This is a genomic window from Ornithinibacillus scapharcae TW25, from assembly GCF_000190475.1.
In the GTDB taxonomy this organism is placed as follows: Bacteria; Bacillota; Bacilli; order Bacillales; family Amphibacillaceae; genus Ornithinibacillus; species Ornithinibacillus scapharcae.
Map to the genome: position 1 here is coordinate 1 of NZ_AEWH01000042.1, position 21,472 is coordinate 21,472.

Consider the following 21,472-nt stretch of genomic DNA (forward strand, 5'->3'; position numbering starts at 1 on the left):
CCTCCTATCCTATTATTTTATGGATAGGAGGTTTTTTTATCTATACAAGGCTATTTCGGCCATATTTCCCCTTCTCCTTGGAACGGAAGTTTGACATACAATCGAAAGTATAGTAAATTAGCAAATGACGAACAATATTATTAATGTTTATATTAAATATTCGTTTTTAGGGGTGTAATATATGGAAAATGTATTTGATTATGAGGATATTCAGTTAATTCCCGCAAAATGTATCGTTAACAGTCGTTCTGAATGTGATACATCTGTGACTTTTGGAGGACGAGTATTTAGATTGCCAGTAGTGCCTGCAAACATGCAGACCATTATAGATGAAAACATTGCATTAAAATTAGCAGAAGAAGGCTATTTCTACATTATGCACCGATTCAATCCAGAGAAGAGATTAGGTTTTGTTAAAGATATGCAAGAACGTAATTTATATGCTTCAATTAGTGTCGGGGTAAAAGAGGAAGAATATCGTTTTGTAGAAGAACTTGCCGAGAACAATTTAGTTCCGGAATACATTACAATTGATATTGCCCATGGACATTCCAATGCTGTTATCCAGATGATCCAACATATTAAGAAACATCTTCCGGAGAGCTTTGTTATTGCAGGGAATGTTGGTACTCCTGAGGCCGTAAGAGAATTAGAAAATGCTGGTGCTGATGCAACTAAAGTAGGTATTGGGCCAGGAAAGGTTTGTATCACTAAAATTAAGACTGGTTTCGGTACTGGTGGTTGGCAATTAGCAGCACTTCGCTGGTGTGCCAAAGCCGCAAGTAAGCCAATTATTGCTGACGGTGGTATTCGTACACATGGAGATATCGCTAAATCCGTACGTTTTGGTGCATCTATGGTGATGATTGGATCACTTTTCGCAGGCCATGAGGAATCACCTGGTGAAACAGTTGAAAAGGATGGCAAGCTTTACAAAGAATACTTTGGTTCAGCATCCGAATATCAAAAAGGTGAGAAAAAGAATGTGGAAGGCAAAAAGATGTTAGTCGAGCATAAAGGCTCCATACGAGACACGCTAGTTGAGATGGAGCAAGATTTACAATCCTCTATTTCCTATGCTGGTGGCAACAAACTTGACGCAATCCGAAATGTTGATTACGTTGTCGTAAAGAACTCGATCTTCAATGGAGATAAAGTATATTAATTAGAAAAAAGAACACATTCGCTCGTCCGTATGCGGATGTGTTCTTTTTATGTAGGCGAGATTGATCTTTTATTAAAAAAGGTGATTGCTATCATGCAATCACCTTTCCTTTATTAATCGACCATTTTTTGAAGCTGGTGCAATTGGAATGTCCGAACAGACCTTGGTAAGAATCGACGGATCTCATCTTCGTTATAGCCTACTTGAAGTCTTTTCTCATCGATAATAATAGGTCTTCTTAATAAACCTGGATTTTCCTGGATTAATTGATACAATTCTTTCATCGGAAGTTGTTCAATATCCACATCAATTTCTTTAAAGACTTTTGACCGCTCAGAGATGATTTCTTCTGTACCGTCTTCTGTTAAACGTAAGATGCCCTTTATTTCATCAAATGTTAAAGGATCGGAAAAGATATTACGTTCTTTGTACGGTATATTGTTTTCTTGAAACCACGCCTTTGCCTTTCTGCAGGATGTACAACTTGGTGTAACAAAAAGTGTTACCATGTAATTACTTCCTTTCTCTCTTGAAGAGATTTGACAAACTTACCAATGGATATCTCCAATGGTTCCGTCGCTTGCAGACTCTTGTATTCCCATATCTAAAACTATATTGTTATATATGTAATATCTTTAATTCAATACAATTTTATTACAGCTATGAAGCAGTGTCAACCTTACTTCCTTTACTCTTTTGTAAAGCATTTGTCTTTATTCTATTATAGCATCAGAAACTAGTGTTCGCTATGCTTTTTTTAGGTTTCTTTTATAGGAATTGCTTCGAATCCACAATAGAAAGTATACCCTAAACAATTATGGGTTTATGCAGTAACTTACACTTTATTCGTTTTTCTAGACTTTATAGTAAACCTTATCTACTACTAATACATTCCAAAGGGATCCATCCTACATCACCATTTGATTTTTTAACTAGAATATAACCCTCACACTCATCATCCACAATCTTTACCCTTTCTCCTTCAACGACCGGGAGAAAAGTTGCACTTAAGTCATCCTTACAGTAAAACTTTCCATCCTTTACTATTATATATTCATTTTTAATCCATTGTTCTACACCTAATTTTACATTTTCACATTGTGTAAAGTACTCACCTCGGTTAATGATGGATAATTCGTAATTAGGATATGTCACAGTTCCTACTCGTTTTCTCTCATCAACATAGCCCCTGAGTATAGTTGTTTCCTTCTTTAATTCATCAACGAATGTGTACGAGTATGCTCCATCTTTTATGATGAGTGCATTTAATTGACCATCTTTCTTGATTTGATTTCCGCCATCAATTGAAATAATACGATTTTCTTGATCGATTAACGGTACATGAGAACTAATTTGAAATGGACGATAATTAATGACTGGCCAGTGCCCAACGATTACAGTTTTATTAGATGCATGGCCTTGTTCCTGGAAAGCCCTTGTGTAAAGCGCAGTATTTTCTTCCGTTTTATACCAATCTTCTATGTCATCAATACCTGCATGGATAATAATATGATCCTCCAATTCATAGGCTGTAACAAGGGATTCTAACCAGCTAATCTCATCTCGAAAGTTCTCCTGATAATAGTCAGCTAACTCTCTTAAGGTAGCGAAATCATCTATTGACTTCCCGTGCTTCTCTAACATTTCATTTAAGACGGAATGCTTACGCTCTTTCATGTAATCTACTATTCCATGATTTTGATTCCATACATAATTATAGACAACATCACAATTACCCTTAGTAACAAATATTTTGTCATTTTCCGCTACTAACCCACGGACATATTCCAACACCTCGAGACTATTAGGACCTTTCTCACAAAGATCACCGTTAATGAAAAGGTAGTCGTCGTTCGTAAATATTACTTTCTCTAGTAATTTCTTAAATAATTTTAGGTTTGCATGAATATCAGAGGTAATGATAATCCGCTTCGATTTATCTAATGTAAGTTTTTGTACATTAATCACAAAATATCTCCCCCTAGTTTAAGATACCAACTAAGCGCTTCCTTCTCCATCCGCTGAACGAAATGTTCCTTACCCTTTATATAAGAACTAATGTCGTATGGGAACTGCTTTGCAAGACTTTGTTTTAAATCCCCATATTGTACTGCTTTTTCGTGATGCGCCCGCAAGAAATCACGAAATGCAAGGTGACGTATGATTTCTTCATTACCAGCCTCATATACATGAACATGATGCGTCCTATTTGCACCATCTTTATTGAAATATCGACGATTCTTTATTCCATTTTCCCCTTTTGGCTGATATCCCAGATCTATCATTGCTGGATTGAAATTATCTATTCTCGTAATCTCTTTCACGATTACAAGTATATCAATTATTGGTTTAGCAGCTAACCCCGGTACAGAGGTACTACCGATATGAAAGATTTCAACAATTTCAGGATACATAATCTCTCTCAGTTTCCTAGCTTCTGTCTTAAATTGTTCCATCCATTCCTTGTCATAGGCTACGACATCTACCTTTCTCATGGCATCCCCCAAACTACTGTATTTTCTAATTAAAGTCTATCATTAGTTTCCTATAATACCAATCTACTTTTTAACTACCTTTCGCTTCCCATTATTATCCATAACCTATACAATACCAATAGGAACAATTTACTAATAGAAAGTTACATGCTTCTAGGGGGAAACGTTAATGAAACTTTCAACAAAAGAGATATTTACGATTCCAAATATTTTATCGTATATACGATTGTTGTTAATACCTATTTTTGTCTACATCTATGTGACATCTGATGGACCAAGTGATTATTACATAGCTGCAATTATCATACTAATTTCTGGACTGACCGATTTATTTGATGGACTTATTGCACGTAAATTCAATCAAATTACCGAGCTTGGAAAAACCGTTGATCCTGTTGCAGATAAACTGACACAAGCAGCGATTGTTGGCTGTTTAATGTTTCGCTATGAATACATGTGGATTCTTGTCGTATTACTGGTTGTAAAGGAATTATTTATGGGAATTAATGGCCTAATTCTTCTTAAAAAAGGTAGAAAGCTAGATGGTGCTATGTGGTTCGGCAAAGTTTCAACAGCAGTATTTTATGCTGCTACTTTTATCCTGATTGGTTTTCCAGAGATAAGTTCCCAACTAGCAACTATTCTAATGTTCATTACCGGTATTTTTTTAGGTTTATCTTTCATCCTATACATACCAGAATTTCTAAAGCTATATCGAAATAAATAACGTTCAAGGGGGACCTTTCTTATGAACACGTTTATGAAACGCGCGATCGAACTAGCAATTCAAAATGTTCATGAAGGCGGACAGCCTTTTGGAGCAGTACTTGTTAAAGATAATCAAATCATTACAGAAGGGGTTAACGAACTACATATAAACCATGATATCAGTGGTCATGCTGAGTTATTAGCCATCAGGCGTGCGCAGAGCAAGTTAAAAACGACTGATTTATCAGGTTATACGATGTATGCAAGTGGGGAACCATGCCCGATGTGTTTATCTGCTATGTACTTCTCAGGGATTGAACAAGTATATTATTGCCAAACTGTTGAAGATGCAGCTATAGTTGGTTTGACAAAATCAAAAGAGATCTACCAAGATTTAAAAAAGGATAAAGCGAACAGAACGTTAGCCATTTCGCAAATCCCTTTAGAAAACATGCATGAAAACCCAATGAAACTTTTCCAAGAAAAGAATTAATTCCATCCTCTTATTCATCTAGTAATTTATATAGTAAATATATTTTTCTTCGATTTTTTAACCATAGATACTATATTACCTTTCCATATGATTGACCGCCGACACTTCGGCGGTTTTTTTCTTTTCCCGGAAAGTATTAGGCGACAAAAATAGACATTTAATTTGTCGAATTTTAAAAATTATTGTTATCTTTCGACAATTAGCAGGAATTTTGACTAAGTGTGTGGAATTAGTCATGCTAAGGCAAAAATCACCCACAACTAGCTATTCCATTTGGAAATTTCTCCACCAAGTAATATCACAAACATTTTCTTAATAAGCTAGTTTAAAAGGTCTGGGAGAGAAAAAACGACTAAAGGGGGGCTAAACCCAAGTGACAGAAGCAATCTTAAAGATTACAGATCTACAAACTCATTTCTTCACCGACAATGGAGAAATACCCGCTGTTGATGGTGTTAGTATAACTGTTAACAAAGGAGAGGTAGTCGGTATTGTTGGTGAATCCGGCTGCGGAAAAAGTGTAACCTCCTTATCTATCATGCAATTAGTACCGAGCCCACCAGGAAAGATTGTCGGAGGCGCTATCCAGTATAAAGGTGAAGATCTCCTTACCGCTTCAAAGAAAAGGATAAAAGATATTCGAGGAAATGAAATCTCCATGATTTTCCAAGAACCTATGACCTCATTAGACCCATTATTTACAATTGGCAACCAAATCCGTGAAGCCATTCGTATTCACCAAAAAATATCCAAAAAGGAAGCTAGTCGCAAATCTATTGAAATGCTGAAGCTAGTTGGCATACCGCGCGCAGAAGAAGTAATGAATGATTACCCACATCAATTATCAGGTGGAATGCGTCAACGAGTTATGATAGCAATTGCCATGGCATGTGAACCAGAAATCTTAATAGCAGATGAGCCAACTACAGCACTGGATGTTACTATCCAAGCCCAAATATTGGACTTGATGAAAAAGTTAAATAAAGAAAAGAATACAGCAATCCTTATGATTACACATGATTTAGGGGTCGTTGCTGATATTTGTGATCGAGTTATTGTCATGTATGCGGGTCAGGTCGTTGAAGAAGGAACAACTCGGGAAATATTAAAAGATCCCTCACACCCGTATACAAAGGGGCTAATTCGCTCCATACCGAAGTTGCATGAAAAGGATCAAAAATTATATTCCATACCTGGAACCGTTCCGAAGCCCAAATTGGGAGTGGTAGGTTGTCGTTTTAAGGATCGTTGCGAATTCGCCCACGACCGTTGTTTCTCGGATTCTCCGGAACTATTTTCATTGGGAAATAGTCGGCACAGCCGTTGCTTCTTAATAGACGACCCGGAAAGGAAGGTGGCACAAGATGCAGCAGCCAATATTGGAAGTCAATAATTTAAAGAAGTACTTTGATATCCGTGGCGGAGTATTCGGGAAGAAAGTTGGCGAAGTAAAAGCAGTTGATGATGTTTCCTTTTCCGTAAATCCGGGAGAGATTCTAGGCATAGTTGGGGAGTCTGGTTGTGGTAAGTCCACAACCGGAAAGAGTATTCTCCGGTTAATTGAACCTTCAGACGGTGAAGTTAAATTTGAAGGACAGGATATTACCAAACTTAATGCTGAGTCGATGAGAAAGCTACGACGGGATATGCAGATTATATTTCAAGACCCTTATGCCTCCTTAAACCCACGACACACGGTAGAAAAAATTATTAGTGAACCGTTACTGATTCATGGGATGAGTAAACAGGAACGAAAATCTAGGGTAAAAGAACTTCTCGAAGTTGTTGGTTTAAGTAGCTATCACGCTTCTAGATACCCACACCAATTCAGTGGTGGCCAACGGCAGCGTATTGGAATTGCTAGGGCATTAGCAAATAATCCCAAACTGATTATTTGTGATGAACCAGTGTCTGCTCTTGATGTATCCGTTCAATCCCAGATTTTAAATTTAATGGAAGGTTTACGGGATCAATTTAATTTAACCTATATTTTTATCGCGCATGACCTTAGTGTTGTAAAGCATATAAGCGATCGAGTCGGTGTAATGTACTTAGGAAGGTTAGTTGAGCTTACAGATAAGGATTCTCTATATGACGATCCGAAGCACCCATATACCAAAGCATTATTATCGGCAGTACCACTACCGGATCCAGATATCGAGAAAGAAAGAATTATCCTTGAGGGAGATGTACCAAGTCCTTCCAATCCGCCAACAGGCTGTGCCTTTCACACAAGATGTCCGATGGCAATGGAAATCTGCAAGAATATAAGACCAAATTTCGAACAAGTTGAGGTTAATCATTTTGTTGCCTGTCATTTATATAACGGGGCAGAGCAATAAAATATAACAATTGAAAACAAATAAGGGGGAAATCAAATGAAGTTCAAGTATTCACTGTTGTTCTCACTATTGCTTGCATTATTTCTAGTTCTTGCTGCATGTAGTGGTGATAACGAAACTGGAGGAAAATCTAATGATGCTGACTCTGGTGAAAATACGGATTCTGGAGATAATGGCGGCTCTGGAGAGGCAAATGGTGATCAAGTATTAATTTTTGCTCGTGGAGGAGACTCTGAAAGTCTTGATCCTGGTAGTACTACAGATGGAGAGTCATCAAGGGTTACGAAGCAGATTTTAGAAGGACTATTGGAATTTGATAAAGAATCCTTCGAGGTAACGCCTGGTCTTGCACATGACTGGGAAGTTTCTGAGGACGGATTAACGTATACATTCTATTTAGAAGAAGGGGTTAAGTTCCATGATGGAACAGACTTCAATGCAGAAGCAGTTAAAACTAACTTTGAACGTTGGGCAGATCCAGAACACGAGTATGCCTTTACAGATGATGGTTATGTCTATTCCATGTATGGAACGATGTTCGGTGGTTTTAAAGGCGACGAAGGCCATGTTATTAAAGAAATTAATGTAGTCAATGATCATGAAATCCAGTTTGTGTTAAACAAACCACTTGGATTCTTCCTACAAAATCTAGCAATGTCTTACTTTGCCATTACATCACCAGCAGCACTTGCAGAGTATGGTGCTAAGATTAACGAAAACCCAGTTGGTACTGGTCCATTCAAATTCGTTAGTTGGAGTAAGGATGACTCTATTGTTCTAGAGAAGTTTGAAGATTATCGAGTTGAAGGGCTTCCAAAGTTAGATCAAGTTATCTTCAGTGTCATCCCAGACAATGCTTCTCGCTTAATCGCACTTAAATCTGGCGAGATTGACATTATGGATGGATTGAATCCTGATGATGCAGCAGGTGTAGAATCTGATTCTAATCTAGTATTATATGAGCGTGCTGAAAACAACTTCGGATATGTGGGCTTCAATACACAAAAAGAACCATTTACTAATAAAGAACTTCGACAAGCTATCAGCTACGCTATTGACCGTCAAGCAATTGCAGATGCATTATATGCTGGATACGCTGTATCCGCTAAAAACCCATTACCTCCAAGCTATATGGGGTATAACGATGATGTTGAACCGTACGCTTACGACCCAGAAAAAGCAAAAGAATTATTAGCAGAAGCTGGCTATCCAGACGGGTTGGAGATTGAGCTTTGGACAATGCCGGTTGCCCGTCCATATATGCCAGACCCAGAAACTGTTGCCGTTATCATTCAAAGCAACCTAGCAGACATTGGCATAACAGCCAATATTGTACGTGAAGAGTGGGCACCATATCTAGAGAAGACAATGAACGGTGAACATCAAATGTATATGCTTGGTTGGTCTGGAACGAATGGTGACCCAGATTACTTCCTAAGTAGCTTATTGCACGGTGGAAATATCGGTACAAGTAACCGAAGTTTCTATGAAAATACGGAAGTAGATAAATTATTAGACCAAGCAAAAGTAGCTATTGACCAAGAAGAAAGAGCATCACTTTATAGTGAAGCACAAGCATTAATTTCTGAGGATGTACCAATGGTTCCATTAGTACACTCCAGACCAGTTCTTGCTACAACAGCTGCCGTTAAGAACTATGTACCGCATCCATCAACAAGTGAATCACTAGCTGAAGTAGAAATTCAGGAATAATCCAAATTAGGTATATAGGGGCTGGGACATAACTAAATTAGACGGAATCTAAAGCGAACAATAACCTACTTAAGCACCGGAAATATACGGAGACTCCTGTGGGAGGATAGGCCTAGCTAAGACCCCGCAAGAGCGATAGCTCTGAGGAGGCTTAGCAGCCGCCCACGGAAAGCGAAGTATATTTCCGGTGCGGGTTTTTGCACTATCTATTGTATTGTTCCGATTCCATTTAGGCTAACATACTCTTGTCTCGGCCACTTTCCTATTACTAGACTATTATATTCAGAAGAGCAGAGGTGAATAAACATGATTGCCTATACGACGCGACGATTATTAATGCTCATACCTGTACTCATTGGGATGACCTTAATCACATTCTCTATTGTTCATTTAATACCAGGGAATCCTGCTCAAGTTATTCTAGGTGAAACTGCTAGTGAGTCTGCCATAAAGGATCTAGAAGAAAGCATGGGACTTAACGAACCGTATGCTGTACAGTATTCCATTTATATTAAAGATTTAATCCAAGGTGACTTAGGCACGTCCTTAAAAACAAAAACACCAATTTCCGAGGAAATTTGGCCTTATATTGCCGCTACCTTTGAACTTACATTGTTTGCCATGTTATTTGCAATTGTAGTCGGTGTTAACGCAGGTATCATTAGTGCATGGAAACAAAACTCCTGGTTCGACTTTCTAGCCATGCTTATCGCCTTGATTGGAGTTTCTGTACCGGTCTTTTGGCTTGCACTTATGGAACAATGGATTTTTGCCCAAGAGTTAAGTTGGTTTCCATCTAGCGGAAGACAAGATAACCGAGATCCGATGGAACCTATTACATATTTCTTTGTCTTAGACTCTATTCTCCATGGCGATTTCGGAAGAACCATTACTACCTTAAAACATTTAGTGTTACCAAGTATTGCGTTGGGTACTATCCCAATGGCTATTATCGCGAGAATGACGCGTTCCAGCATGTTAGAGGTTATGAAATCAGACTATATCCGAACCGTACGAGCAAAAGGATCTGGACAATTTCTTATTATCTATAAACACGCACTGAAGAACGCACTTATCCCTGTCTTAACAGTAATCGGTTTGCAAACAGGAGTCCTATTAGGGGGAGCAATTTTAACCGAAACTATCTTTAGTTGGCCTGGTATTGGACGTTATATCTATGAAGCGATAACCTATCGAGATTACCCAGTTATTCAATCTGGTATTTTGGTGATTGCATTCTTATTTGTCATCATCAATCTAATTGTAGACCTACTCTATAAATTTATTGATCCAAGGATTAATTATTAGGGGGGATAGATGATGAAGATAAAAGAAAAAGCAATTGTAACAAATCAAACCAATCAGCCATTGAATAATAGACAACAGCAAAATGATGATGCAGATGTCATTTCCCCGTGGAAGGACAGCTTAAGACAATTACGGAGAAATCGATTTGCCATAGCAGGGATATTCATTATCGTTTTCTTTATTTTAATTGCTATATTCGCACCACTAATCACATCGTATCCATACGATAAGATTGATCCTGTCAATCGTCTCCAGCCGCCTTCTGGTGAACATTGGTTTGGAACAGATGATGTCGGTAGGGATATCTTCACAAGGATCGCATATGGAGCAAGAATTTCATTACAGGTAGGTTTCTTCGCTGTGACTGGTGCACTAGTCTTTGGTACCTTATTAGGAATCATTGCGGGATACTACGGACGCTGGGTGGACATGTTAATCTCCAGGACTTTCGATATTTTATTAGCATTCCCTAGTATACTACTTGCTATTGCAGTTGTAGCAATTCTTGGGCCATCCCTTGAAAACGCTCTAATTGCCATCGCAATTGTTAATATACCGATATTTGGAAGGTTAATCAGATCGAAGGTTATTAGTTTAAGAGAAGAAGAGTTTATTATGGCTGCAAGAGCACAAGGCATGAAAAATGGCAGAATACTATTCCACCACATACTTCCTAATAGTGTTGCTCCGATTATCGTTCAAGCAACATTGAGCTTTGGTACGGCTATTTTAGAAGCAGCAGCTCTCGGATTCTTAGGGCTTGGCGCACAGCCTCCTGCACCAGAATGGGGTGCAATGTTAGCGGGGTCGCGAGATTTCATCCAATTGGCACCATGGACATTAATCTTCCCAGGGGTATCGATCATGTTGGTCGTACTAGGATTTAATCTTGTAGGGGATGGATTAAGAGATGCTCTAGATCCTAAGATGAAGAATTAGCTGCCTACTATGTAAAAACGGTTCTGCATATTATCCTGCAGAGCCGTTTTTAACTTTAATTATTTATATACTTCTCAAATACATCTCCAAAATCCTTCTTATGATATTGTTCTCGGATGGAAGTTAGCCAAGAAAACCCATACTCTGTCAATTGTTTATATTGATCCGCTAGTTGGGTCTCATTTGTTCTAGAATTATGGAGAACTGAGACTGCTTTTTCAAGGCTTTGATGAGCCAGTTCTTGCATCGTTAGGTTCTCATGTGTTAATTCCGCAATATATAGAAGTGCCTTATATAGATCATTTAACCGATTGATTTCCTTTTTATCTACATCAATAGACATATTTTCATTACCAATAGTAAATTTAATTTCAATATCCAAGTCTACTTTACCAGCAGTTTCGAGTAATACGTTAGAGATTTTATTCTGTGAGTAGGAATAACGCTTTAAAACACGTTTAGAGGATACTGCATTATCTCCATCAACATGGATTAATGCTAAATTCGTAAAGCAATATTCATCAGACTTAGTTTTAATCAAAAAGTAAATTTTCTCGTTATCCTCATGTCTTACATAATCATCCGAATCTGTTTTGTCATAGTCCTCAGGTCCGATAATTTTCCCAATATCAGATAACCCTAAAGCATCAGAAGCTAGCTTTTTTAACATCGATATTTCCCCTTTCACGAAAATATGTAACCTACACCCCATCATGTTACCATATAATTCTGATAATTGAATAGGGCGTAGTAACTAGTTCTTCTGCATAATTACCTTTCATGTTAACTACTTCCATTGTACTTTGACAGTCGCTTCTTTGCTGTTCGTATCTCAGAAGTAATTATTTGGTGTTTCTTTGCTTTTGCTAAGCCAAACAGTGGCATATTCCCATAAAAAGACTCATAATTACCTTTTGCTACGTGATAGGTTTCATGATAGATACCAACTGCATCGTTATCTCCAACTTTCTTGTTGAAGTTCCTCCAAGCCGCTAAATGTTTCTCCCCTTTTGCATAAGCGAGCAAATCATCAGTTGATTGCCAATATGTGATTAGCAGTGTCGTTCTTAAACCCATGAAGGTTTCCGACGAAAGAAATCCCAGCGATTCCTTATGCTGATATAGTTCTCTAATCATTGGCGGCATTGCATTAAATACTGGCAACCACTTATTTATTGCATAACGTTTGTTTATTCTCATACCGATGAGAAAGACGACCACATTACTATCGTTATCAGCTGTGTAACGACCAGAGAAAACCTTAGCCATAAAATTCCTCCTTTATTCCATAAGTTTTATCGTATCCTTGCACCATTCCATTTCAGTGCTTGCAATTCGCTTCCCGTAATCTAGTGTGATTAGCCAATATTTCGCATCGGCCTTGTCTTGTGAGTGTGTGCGAATTAGATTTTCAATTTCCAAATACGTTGTCAATTTTTCATGTAAGACTTCGAGGTACTCCTTCAAATATAGAATTGTCTTTGTATCATCTTGATGCCGTCCAAAGAAGAGTTTTAAAAGTACTTCACTTTTATAAAAAGGTATTTCCTCTAAGGGAGAACTTAACCACACTCTTAGCGCCTCTTCTCCTTTACTAGTAAGGTAATATTCCTTTTTGTCAGGTTTTCCATCCTGTGGTATTACTTGCACAATTGCTAACCCTTCCTCAACAAGGGTCTTTAATGTTGGATAAATTTGCCCGTAACTTATTTTCCAGAAATGGTTTAGGCTATTGTCCATCATTTGTTTAATTTGATAACCCGTATTGCAGCTTGTGGAAAGCAAGCCAAGAATCGCATATTTAGAATGATTTAGTTTTGCCATATTGTTACCTCTATCTTTTAGATATATATCTTTAAGATACATAATAATCGATTATAATTCGTATTGCAATAGAAAACTTTCTGATAATAAAAATAAGGCTTGTCTCTCTATTTACTTTTTGGGGATTTGATTGTACTATTTCTTAGGGACACGAAATATTAGGAAAGGCGAAATAATATGGCTATTTTCTTAAAAGAATGGTCTGCACAACTAAAGACCTACAATCAAAATATTAAATTAGCAATCTGGGCCAATATCTTTTCCCAAATTGGAATGGGAATATTCATGGTCATTTACAATATTTATATTCAAGAGCTTGGACTAAGCCATGAAGTGAATGGTCAAGTTATTGCGCTTACCTCACTTGCCACAGCTATTATTCTAGTACCTGCTGGGATTATGAGTGATAAGCTTGGTAGAAAGCGTGTAATGGCTTTTGGAGTAATTCTAACGGCTCTCATTTTACTACTTAGGAGTATCGTGGAAATACAGTCGCTGTTACTGATCACAGGTTTTGCTACAGGGATATTCACTGCGTTCCTTCAAGTATCATCCATTCCTTGGTTAGCAGAGAACTCAAAGCCTAAACAGCGTGTACACTTATTCAGCCTACATTCAGCTATTATGACTGCGGCAAATGTCATTGGTAGTTTACTAGGTGGAACACTTACTGACTTTTTCAACTTATTTACAACTGAACTAAGTGCAATTCGATTCACTCTTGTAATTGGAAGTATCTTCTACTTAATAGCCTTCTTCCCTATTTTAAAAATGGTAGAAGTATCTAAAACAAAGGTAAACAAAGCGGATAAAGTTCCATTACGAGAATTCGTAACGAATAACAAATCCGGCTTTAAAATTATTGGATTATTTGCAGTTGCCCAATTACTAATCGGATTTGGTAGTGGTTTAGTTATACCTTATCTCAATCTTTACTTTGCAGATCGATTTGAAGCATCGAACTCGATTATTGGACTTATTATCTCACTCGGCCAAGCTGCTACAGCAGTGGCAATGATTATAGGGCCATTAGTAGTGAAAAAGGTCGGAGAAGTCCGAGCTGTTGTCTACTTACAGCTAAGTTCTTTACCGTTTTTACTCTTGACAGCTTATACAGAAAATTTATTATTAGCAAGTATTGGATTCCTCTTTAGACAGGCACTTATGAATGCAGGTAATCCGATTCAGGCATCCTTAATGATGTCGAAAGTAGATAATTCGATGAAGGGATTAGCGAATTCCATTAACCAAATGGTGTTCCAGTTAGGTTGGGCATTTATGGGGCCAGTATCTACGTCTATCGTTATGATCAACGGAGCATATTGGGGGTATGCGCAAGTCTTTACGATTACTGCGGGGCTTTATCTCGTTGGATCGTTATACTTCTTAATCGTATTCCGTTCATTAAAATCATCAGATGAGTAAAGTGTAAAGGATGTGAGCTGTAGCCTCACATCCTTTTTACAATCTCACAGATATCTTCCTACCATCTGAGTCTTCAAGCTCAAAGATGGTTATGTCTCGGTGATTTTTCATCTCTTTAATGATTGTTTTTAGTAATGGTTTTATGACTTTTTTATTTTCGGGAGGAAATATTACTGTTGTTGTTTGTACAGAATCTGAATGTGTTATTCTTTTCCATACTAGGTTTGATAGAATAATAGAAGAAGCAAAATGCAATGCAAAATAGGGTACTCGAATAGTTATCTTTCTGGATTTTTGGGATATTACTTTAATCTTAATCATCGTTATCCCTACTCGATAAACACAGCGACCTTGTCACCATTACCTGATTCTATATCTACAATCTGTCCTTCTAATTCATTATCAATTGCTTCCAAAATCAGATCAATGTCTAGCTCATTTACATATTTCTTTGCCTCAGGAATATTGGATGCAATACCATATCCAGCTTTAATTAATACTTGAAAAAGCCTGATCGGCAAGTTAACATTTACCCGGTCATATTCTTCAGATTGAATTCGAATCTTTAACGTTTTATCTAGATAGCTAGACTTCTTTGTAGAGTCTTTATCTTTTTCTTTTAACAATGCGATTAACTCACTTGCTTTCTCAGCGTCAATCTTTCCTTGCTCCATCATATTCAATACTTTTGAAATTTCATCCTTCACTTAAATTCCCCCTTTATTTTTTAACATTTTAATAGCTTCATCAGGTGTGATTTCCCCTCTTTCTAACATGCCAACAATACGACTTTCATCCACTTGTGATTTCTCTCTATCCTTATGACCAAGTGCTTGAATAATATCATTTAACTTACCGCGAACGGTTGGGTAGGAAATACCAAGCTCCTTTTCAACCTCTTTAATATTTCCTCTACAAAGCAAAAAGGTCTCAATAAACTGAAGCTGTTCCTGTGAAAGTAAAGTAAACTTAGATAGCTCAAAATCATTTTCAATTACCGTATTACACGAATGGCAGTGAAGCTTCGATACTGTGAGTGTATTCTGGCAAATTGGGCAATTTGTTATTAATGTATGTGCCATAGTAGATTCCCTTCCTTAATTTGGTTATATTATAATAGCCATTTCACTAAATGTAAATAATAAATTAAACTATTTTATAAATATTAATGTATTTATTAATATTATTAATTACATTATTAATTATTATAAAAATCGAAGTTAAGAAAGTTGAATTCTACCTCTACCTAACAGCCATCTCATTTTTAGCCAAAATTACCTACCCACTAATAAGCACAAAGAACTATAATCTTCACACTATTTTAACAAAGGGTTTACATTCCATTGGTATAATTTTCTATAGATTAAACTTGTGTGGGGGTTATATATTGAAACAGACAAAGAAGAAAGATGGACTCAGCCTTCGAAATCGATTATTACTCGTATTTATTACATTACTGACTATTTCTATTATTGCAGTAGGATTCAGTTCCTACACGATTACAAAGAATAACATCGTAAAATCTATAGAAGACAGGCTTTATAGTGAGGCGGGCCTAATGAGTGAAATTGCCAGTAATTTAAAATTTATGTATGTAAGTGATGAAGCTTACTTTCAACAACAACTTCAAGCAAGCATACGCACCCAAAAAGAAAAACTTGCTCAAGATGGCATCACCTCTGACTATTTTTACATATCTAGAAATGAAGTAGTTCCATTTAATATTAGTAAGGGCAAATTACCAAAGATTCCAGAAACCATAATTTCTGAAATCCTCGCTAAGAAAGATGGCGTTCTTCAGCAATCTATCCGAGGAGAAACATATACGTTTAGCTTCTTAGAGATGGAGGAGATAGATGGAGTATATGTTACTATTGTCCCTAGCTCATCATATATGGAGAATATCAATCAAATGGCTTATGTGATGGTTACCGTTATTATCGTTAGTATTATCATCGCAACCATCGTTATCTTATTAGTTGTTCGTGGTATTACCAAACCACTCAGCCTACTTCGAGAAAAAATGAGGAAGGTTAGAAATGGGAATCTCCAAGAAGATGACTTGTCAATTGAGACAAAAATTCCTGAAATTGCCTCCTTAAACAAAAGCTATTTAGCAATGGTCGACAATATGCGGACAATGCTTCAGAAAATTAATGATACAACAAGACATTTATCATCGACTGGTACAGAATTAACATTGTCTTCTGATGCTACTTTAGAATCGAGTAAGGATCTGATTATAGCTATTCAAGCTGTCAAAACAAGTGCAGAACAAACAGCTAGTAGTTCGGAGGGAAGCTCTGAATTATTTAATAATATGAAGGACAAAATTGTTCAGATGATGGAAAGTATGGAAACTATCTTCTCTAACTCCATCCAAATGTCCGAATCTGCAAGTCATGGTGAACAAAATATGTCGGAGCTTATTGATACAGTTAATTCATTTAAACAGGATTTTGAGCATTTAACAACTACCATTAAACAAGTGCAGGCATATTCTAATTCTATCAATCAGCTAGTTGGTTTAATTCAGGCTATTGCGGAACAGACGAAGCTACTATCGTTAAATGCATCTATTGAGGCTGCTAGAGCTGGTGAGGCTGGAAAGGGATTTGCCGTTGTTGCAGATGAGGTCGGGAAACTCGCAGAACAATCATCAAAAGCTACAGAAAAAATCACAGAATCCATTTCGAATATGGATATCATTACACATACTGCTACAGATGAATTTGAACAGATGCTAGATAAAACCAAGAACACGTTAGCCAAGTCAAATGAGGCTAAAGCCTCCATCGATGATTTAATGCATGAGGTTGAAATAGTTAGTACAGAGCTTCAAGGTGTACAAACTGAATTAATGGACCTTGAAAAACTACTTCCTCCATTAGAAAATGAAACATTAGGGTTTATAAGCGTATCACAAGAAACATTAGCTAGTGCCGAAGAAATGCTTGCAAGTAGTGAAAACCAACTAAAACAAATCGAGCATACCCATCAGGTCGGAATCAAGCTATCGAGCATTTCAAAGTCTCTTGCTGAAAGCACTGAGAAATTTGAACTATGAGGAAAAGACTGGCTATCACCATAGCCAGTCTTTCTATATCATCAAGGGGGGAAGATGAAATTCATTCATTAGTTTAACCAAAACGACCAGAAATATAATCCTCTGTGCGTTTATCTGCTGGATTTGTAAAAATTGTATCTGTCACATCAAATTCAACTACTTCTCCATCAAGGAAGAATGCCGTACGGTCCGAAATACGTGCTGCCTGTTGCATATTGTGAGTGACAATAATAATTGAGTAGTCCTTTTTCAATTCTTGTACAAGATCCTCAATTTTAAGTGTTGACTTTGGATCAAGAGCAGATGTGGGCTCATCCATCAAAATTACATCTGGTTCGATTGCAAGTGTACGAGCAATACACAAACGTTGCTGCTGTCCACCAGATAAACCATAAGCATTTTCCTTTAAGCGATCCTTTACCTCATCCCAAATATATGCTCCACGAAGACTTTTCTCCACAATCTCATCTAATATCTTTTTATTACGAATACCATGAATTCGTGGACCGTACGCTATATTATCATATATCGACTTAGGGAATGGATTAGGCTTTTGGAAAACCATTCCAACATGTGTTCGTAAATCCTCTACCTTAAAAGACTTATCTAAAATACTTTTCCCTTTGTACATAATCTCACCTGTTGTGCGTACAGTCGGAACAAGCTCTACCATTCGATTTAAAGTCTTTAAATACGTAGATTTACCACATCCAGATGGACCGATAATCGCCGTTACCTCTTTTTCATTAATCTGAAGGTTAATATCTTTTAATGCATGTGTGTTACCGTACCACAGGTTTAAGTCCTTTGTATCAAAAACAAGCTTATTACTTGCTTGTGCAGTAGTTACATTATTATTTACATTTAGTTGCATTTCCGTATTCTCCTTAACTATAGAAAGACTCACGTAAGGTTCCTCCTTTATTTAGAAACGCTGTTGAAATTTGTTTCTTATAAAGATTGCAGCTGAATTCAATACAAATAACAGTACTAGCAGAACTACAATGGTTGCCGCGGCAAGATTTGCATATTCCGCTACCAAGGATGAATCAAGTGTCCAATAGTAAATTTGCATTGGTAGTGCAGTAAATTTATCAAATATCCCCTCTGGGAAAGGAATGATTAATGCTGGAATACCAATAACCGTTAGTGGAGCAGTCTCACCTATCGCACGGGAAAGTGCTAGTATCGCTCCTGTTAAGATACCTGGCAAAGCTGCCGGTAAAATTACATTTTTAATAGTTTGCCATTTTGTTGCACCCATACCGTAGGATGCCTCACTTAGAAAACTGGGAACAGCACGAATTGCTTCCTGCGCAGCAACAATAACAATTGGCAGAATCAATAAGGATAGCGTTAGTCCACCAGCCAGAATAATATTTCCCATATCCATAGCACGGACAAAGATCGTTAGTCCTAATATTCCATACACAATAGATGGAACTCCAGCTAGATTTGAAATATTAGTTTGTATGATAGACTGAAGTTTACCTTTTTTGGCATATAGCTCTAAATATATCGCTGTTCCAATTCCTAGTATTAATGTAACTGGAGCAACAACAAGCATCATCCACAAGGTACCTAGAATAGCACCCATAATTCCCGCACGCTCTGCCGCGGTAGATAACCTACCGGTCAAGAAGTCCCAATCTATCCAACCAACACTATCGACGATTACACGATAAATTAATATCGCCAATACTATTAGGCCAAAGACTGTCGCTGCTAGAAAGATAGATTTTAGAATGTTATTTTTCGCAATTCTTCCGTTCATGCGCTTTGAAACTTGGTTCACATCGATATATTTCATTTTAGTATTCCTCCCTAAACTTACGAGAGACATATCTTGCAAGTAGATTCATGATTAAAGTGAATACAAATAATGTCATTGCAACAGCATACAAGCTATAATAGATTGTCGTTCCTGCTGCCGCTTCTCCACCAGATACTTCTACAATATAAGCTGTCATCGTCTGCATCGATTGTGTGATATCAAATGTGAAGTTTTTCGAGCTACCACTTGCAATCGTAACAATCATGGTTTCTCCAATTGCTCTAGAAATTCCAAGTACAAAGGATGCGATAATTCCAGAAAGTGCTGCTGGTATTACAACCTTGAACGTAGTTTCTAGCTTTGTGGAACCTAGACCTAATGCTCCTTCACGCATTGCTTTTGGCACAGCGCTCATTGCATCTTCTGAAAGGGAAGCGATCATTGGAATAATCATAATCCCCATCACAATACCAGGACTTAATATATTGGTTGCCGCTACATCTGGCCAGATGGAACGGATAAGTGGTGTGACGAAAGTAAAGGCAAAAAATCCATAAACAATTGTCGGAATACCTGCTAGAATTTCAAGCATTGGCTTAATTACTCTTCTGACACGATCAGATGCATATTCGCTCAAATAGATTGCCGCCATAATTCCAATAGGTCCGGCAACAAGCATGGCGATAACAGAAGAAATAATGGTACCGTTTATGAGAGGTAATACGCCAAATTCCGGGTTTTGGCTCATTGGTTTTAAGACTGTACCTGTAAAGAAGTCCCAAATCGGCACAAGCTTAAAAAACTCGATGGTTTCTGTTAAAAGTGTAAAGACTATTCCAACCGTAGTAAAAACCGTAATGATTGCAAATAAAAATAAGATGATTGGAATAATCTTTTCCGTTACAGTAGAAAAACTTTTTGCCTGTTTGTTTTTGGCAATCATTCCTTTAACATCTACATAATTATTTTTTGCGTTGTTGTTTGCTGCCATTTTACGCAGCTCTCCTTCCAAATCTTAAAGTCAATAAGATGAGAGCTATTTCGTGCCCTCATCTTATGATTCCTGTGTGCAAAAGTCTCATCGTTGACTATTCAATTATTTAATTGCATTAAGCTCATCGACTAATGCTTGTGCTTCTTCCTCTGGAATTGGAGCAAAACCAGTTTCACCAGCAAAGTCATTTGTGCTTTCCATTACATAGATCGCATAATCCAATACTTGTGCTTTTTCTTTTGCATTATTTACGTTCAAGTATGTGAATACTGGACGTGTAAATCCTGCATAATCTCCATCTTCTGCGATTGTATCAAGAGATGGTACAACAGCACCTTCACCAAAGTCGATTCCTACAGCATTAACCTTTTCTTTATTGCTATCATAGTAACCAAAACCAAAGAATCCAATTGCATTTGTATCTTCAGAAACTAATGTAACCAATGTTGAATAATCTTGTTGTAGGTTAATACCTTCCACTAAATCTTGCTCTTCTAAAATATTTTCGTAGAAGAATTCATACGTACCATGGTTTTCATTTGGACCATATGTTTGGATTTTTTCACTTGGCCAGTCAGGATTAATATCAGACCAGTTTGTATATTCACCAAGGAAGATTCCTTTTACTTGATCTACTGTTAATTCCGTAGCCCAATCATTGTCAGGGTGCGTTACAATTGTTAAACCATCTAGAGCTACTTTTAGTTCCATTACTTCTATTCCAAGCTCGTCTGCTTTTGCCTTTTCTTCATCTTTAATGACACGTGATGCATCGTTAAAGTCTGTACCGTTTTCTTGTAAGAACTTTTCAAATCCTGCTGATGTACCTGCGCGACTTACCTCTACTGATACACCTGGTTGTTCGTTAAGCATATATTCTTCAGCTAATCTGGACATTAAAGGATAAACTGTACCAGATCCATCAATTACTACACTACCTTCTAATTCTTCTGAAGCTCCCTCATCATTACCATTTTCTGTGTTTTCTGAAGCGTTATCTCCTGTATTGCTATCGTCCTTGCTATCGCCCTCGCTATCCCCACAAGCAACTAACATGATAGCTAGTGCCGCTACAAATAGGAACATTAAATACTTTTTGAACTTCATCAAAATTGTCCTCCCCAAAGTGCAATTTATGTTTTGTGGGTTTCCCCTTTACAAGTACAAGTATAAGAGCTGAATATTAACTGCATGTGTTGTAAATGTAAAGGGTTTGTAAATTTAT

Annotated in this window: 23 protein-coding genes; 10 read left to right on the top strand and 13 right to left on the bottom strand. The window is 37.3% G+C overall.

Annotation, left to right across the window (positions count from 1 at the left end):
* The first annotated feature begins 181 nt into the window (after positions 1-181).
* Complete coding sequence (guaC, locus tag G5W_RS0110340) at positions 182-1,165, top strand: GMP reductase (RefSeq protein WP_010096438.1); 984 nt, start codon at positions 182-184, stop codon at positions 1,163-1,165.
* Between the two features lie 113 nt (positions 1,166-1,278).
* Here the strand turns inward: guaC and spxA are convergent, their stop codons facing one another.
* The 3 genes from spxA to G5W_RS0110355 form a co-directional block, all read right to left on the bottom strand.
* Complete coding sequence (gene spxA, locus G5W_RS0110345; protein WP_010096439.1) at positions 1,279-1,674, bottom strand: transcriptional regulator SpxA; 396 nt, start codon at positions 1,672-1,674, stop codon at positions 1,279-1,281.
* Between the two features lie 364 nt (positions 1,675-2,038).
* Positions 2,039-3,133 carry a metallophosphoesterase family protein gene (locus tag G5W_RS0110350; RefSeq protein WP_010096440.1) on the bottom strand — a complete coding sequence of 365 codons (1,095 nt, stop codon included), beginning with the start codon at positions 3,131-3,133 and terminating at the stop codon, positions 2,039-2,041.
* Positions 3,130-3,660 carry a GrpB family protein gene (locus G5W_RS0110355; RefSeq protein WP_010096441.1) on the bottom strand — a complete coding sequence of 177 codons (531 nt, stop codon included), beginning with the start codon at positions 3,658-3,660 and terminating at the stop codon, positions 3,130-3,132. The genes G5W_RS0110350 and G5W_RS0110355 overlap by 4 nt, the downstream gene beginning before the upstream one ends.
* Before the next feature lie 169 nt (positions 3,661-3,829).
* Between G5W_RS0110355 and G5W_RS0110360 the strand changes: the two genes are divergently transcribed.
* From G5W_RS0110360 to G5W_RS0110390, 7 genes are all read left to right on the top strand, one after another.
* Entirely contained in the window at positions 3,830-4,387 is a 558-nt protein-coding gene (locus G5W_RS0110360) for a CDP-alcohol phosphatidyltransferase family protein (RefSeq protein ID WP_010096442.1), read from the top strand.
* A 21-nt stretch (positions 4,388-4,408) separates the two neighbouring features.
* On the top strand, positions 4,409-4,861 hold the full coding sequence (locus G5W_RS0110365) for a nucleoside deaminase (protein WP_010096446.1): 453 nt from the start codon (positions 4,409-4,411) through the stop codon (positions 4,859-4,861).
* A 373-nt stretch (positions 4,862-5,234) separates the two neighbouring features.
* Complete coding sequence (locus G5W_RS0110370) at positions 5,235-6,254, top strand: ABC transporter ATP-binding protein (RefSeq protein WP_010096447.1); 1,020 nt, start codon at positions 5,235-5,237, stop codon at positions 6,252-6,254.
* Positions 6,226-7,203, top strand: a complete 978-nt coding sequence (locus G5W_RS0110375) for an ABC transporter ATP-binding protein (protein WP_010096448.1) — start codon at positions 6,226-6,228, stop codon at positions 7,201-7,203. The genes G5W_RS0110370 and G5W_RS0110375 overlap by 29 nt, the downstream gene beginning before the upstream one ends.
* A 36-nt stretch (positions 7,204-7,239) precedes the next feature.
* Positions 7,240-8,916: an ABC transporter substrate-binding protein gene (locus G5W_RS0110380; RefSeq protein ID WP_010096449.1), complete on the top strand. Its 1,677-nt coding sequence runs from the start codon at positions 7,240-7,242 to the stop codon at positions 8,914-8,916.
* A 306-nt stretch (positions 8,917-9,222) separates the two neighbouring features.
* Entirely contained in the window at positions 9,223-10,224 is a 1,002-nt protein-coding gene (locus tag G5W_RS0110385) for an ABC transporter permease (RefSeq protein ID WP_010096451.1), read from the top strand.
* Positions 10,225-10,236: 12 nt separating this feature from the next.
* Positions 10,237-11,163 carry an ABC transporter permease gene (locus G5W_RS0110390; protein ID WP_010096453.1) on the top strand — a complete coding sequence of 309 codons (927 nt, stop codon included), beginning with the start codon at positions 10,237-10,239 and terminating at the stop codon, positions 11,161-11,163.
* Positions 11,164-11,218: 55 nt separating this feature from the next.
* Here G5W_RS0110390 and G5W_RS0110395 read toward each other — a convergent pair whose 3' ends face one another.
* The 3 genes from G5W_RS0110395 to G5W_RS0110405 form a co-directional block, all read right to left on the bottom strand.
* Positions 11,219-11,833 (bottom strand): PH domain-containing protein, encoded by a 615-nt coding sequence (locus G5W_RS0110395; protein ID WP_010096454.1) that lies wholly within the window; start codon positions 11,831-11,833, stop codon positions 11,219-11,221.
* A gap of 113 nt (positions 11,834-11,946) precedes the next feature.
* The gene (locus tag G5W_RS0110400; protein ID WP_010096455.1) at positions 11,947-12,432 is read right to left on the bottom strand and encodes a DUF4188 domain-containing protein; all 486 of its coding nucleotides are present in this window, start codon (positions 12,430-12,432) and stop codon (positions 11,947-11,949) included.
* A gap of 12 nt (positions 12,433-12,444) precedes the next feature.
* A complete protein-coding gene (locus G5W_RS0110405; protein ID WP_010096456.1) occupies positions 12,445-12,987 on the bottom strand; it encodes a PadR family transcriptional regulator in 543 nt (180 codons plus the stop codon).
* Positions 12,988-13,164: 177 nt separating this feature from the next.
* Here G5W_RS0110405 and G5W_RS0110410 point away from each other — a divergent pair, with 177 nt between their 5' ends.
* Positions 13,165-14,412 (top strand): MFS transporter, encoded by a 1,248-nt coding sequence (locus tag G5W_RS0110410; protein ID WP_010096459.1) that lies wholly within the window; start codon positions 13,165-13,167, stop codon positions 14,410-14,412.
* A gap of 36 nt (positions 14,413-14,448) precedes the next feature.
* Here G5W_RS0110410 and G5W_RS0110415 read toward each other — a convergent pair whose 3' ends face one another.
* From G5W_RS0110415 to G5W_RS0110425, 3 genes are read right to left on the bottom strand one after another with little or no spacing between them, the layout of a single operon-like run.
* A complete protein-coding gene (locus G5W_RS0110415; protein ID WP_010096461.1) occupies positions 14,449-14,733 on the bottom strand; it encodes a hypothetical protein in 285 nt (94 codons plus the stop codon).
* A gap of 8 nt (positions 14,734-14,741) precedes the next feature.
* A complete protein-coding gene (locus G5W_RS0110420; protein WP_010096464.1) occupies positions 14,742-15,119 on the bottom strand; it encodes a hypothetical protein in 378 nt (125 codons plus the stop codon).
* On the bottom strand, positions 15,120-15,494 hold the full coding sequence (locus G5W_RS0110425) for a DUF2089 domain-containing protein (RefSeq protein WP_010096466.1): 375 nt from the start codon (positions 15,492-15,494) through the stop codon (positions 15,120-15,122).
* Between the two features lie 305 nt (positions 15,495-15,799).
* Here G5W_RS0110425 and G5W_RS0110430 point away from each other — a divergent pair, with 305 nt between their 5' ends.
* Positions 15,800-17,479, top strand: a complete 1,680-nt coding sequence (locus tag G5W_RS0110430; protein WP_010096468.1) for a methyl-accepting chemotaxis protein — start codon at positions 15,800-15,802, stop codon at positions 17,477-17,479.
* Positions 17,480-17,552: 73 nt separating this feature from the next.
* Here the strand turns inward: G5W_RS0110430 and pstB are convergent, their stop codons facing one another.
* The 4 genes from pstB to G5W_RS0110450 form a co-directional block, all read right to left on the bottom strand.
* Positions 17,553-18,353 carry a phosphate ABC transporter ATP-binding protein PstB gene (gene pstB / locus G5W_RS0110435; protein ID WP_033445657.1) on the bottom strand — a complete coding sequence of 267 codons (801 nt, stop codon included), beginning with the start codon at positions 18,351-18,353 and terminating at the stop codon, positions 17,553-17,555.
* Positions 18,354-18,404: 51 nt separating this feature from the next.
* Positions 18,405-19,289, bottom strand: coding sequence for a phosphate ABC transporter permease PstA (gene pstA, locus G5W_RS0110440; protein ID WP_010096472.1), 885 nt, complete (start codon positions 19,287-19,289; stop codon positions 18,405-18,407).
* Position 19,290: 1 nt separating this feature from the next.
* A complete protein-coding gene (gene pstC / locus G5W_RS0110445; protein WP_010096474.1) occupies positions 19,291-20,244 on the bottom strand; it encodes a phosphate ABC transporter permease subunit PstC in 954 nt (317 codons plus the stop codon).
* A 105-nt stretch (positions 20,245-20,349) separates the two neighbouring features.
* Entirely contained in the window at positions 20,350-21,354 is a 1,005-nt protein-coding gene (locus G5W_RS0110450; protein ID WP_010096476.1) for a PstS family phosphate ABC transporter substrate-binding protein, read from the bottom strand.
* Positions 21,355-21,472 lie beyond the last annotated feature (118 nt).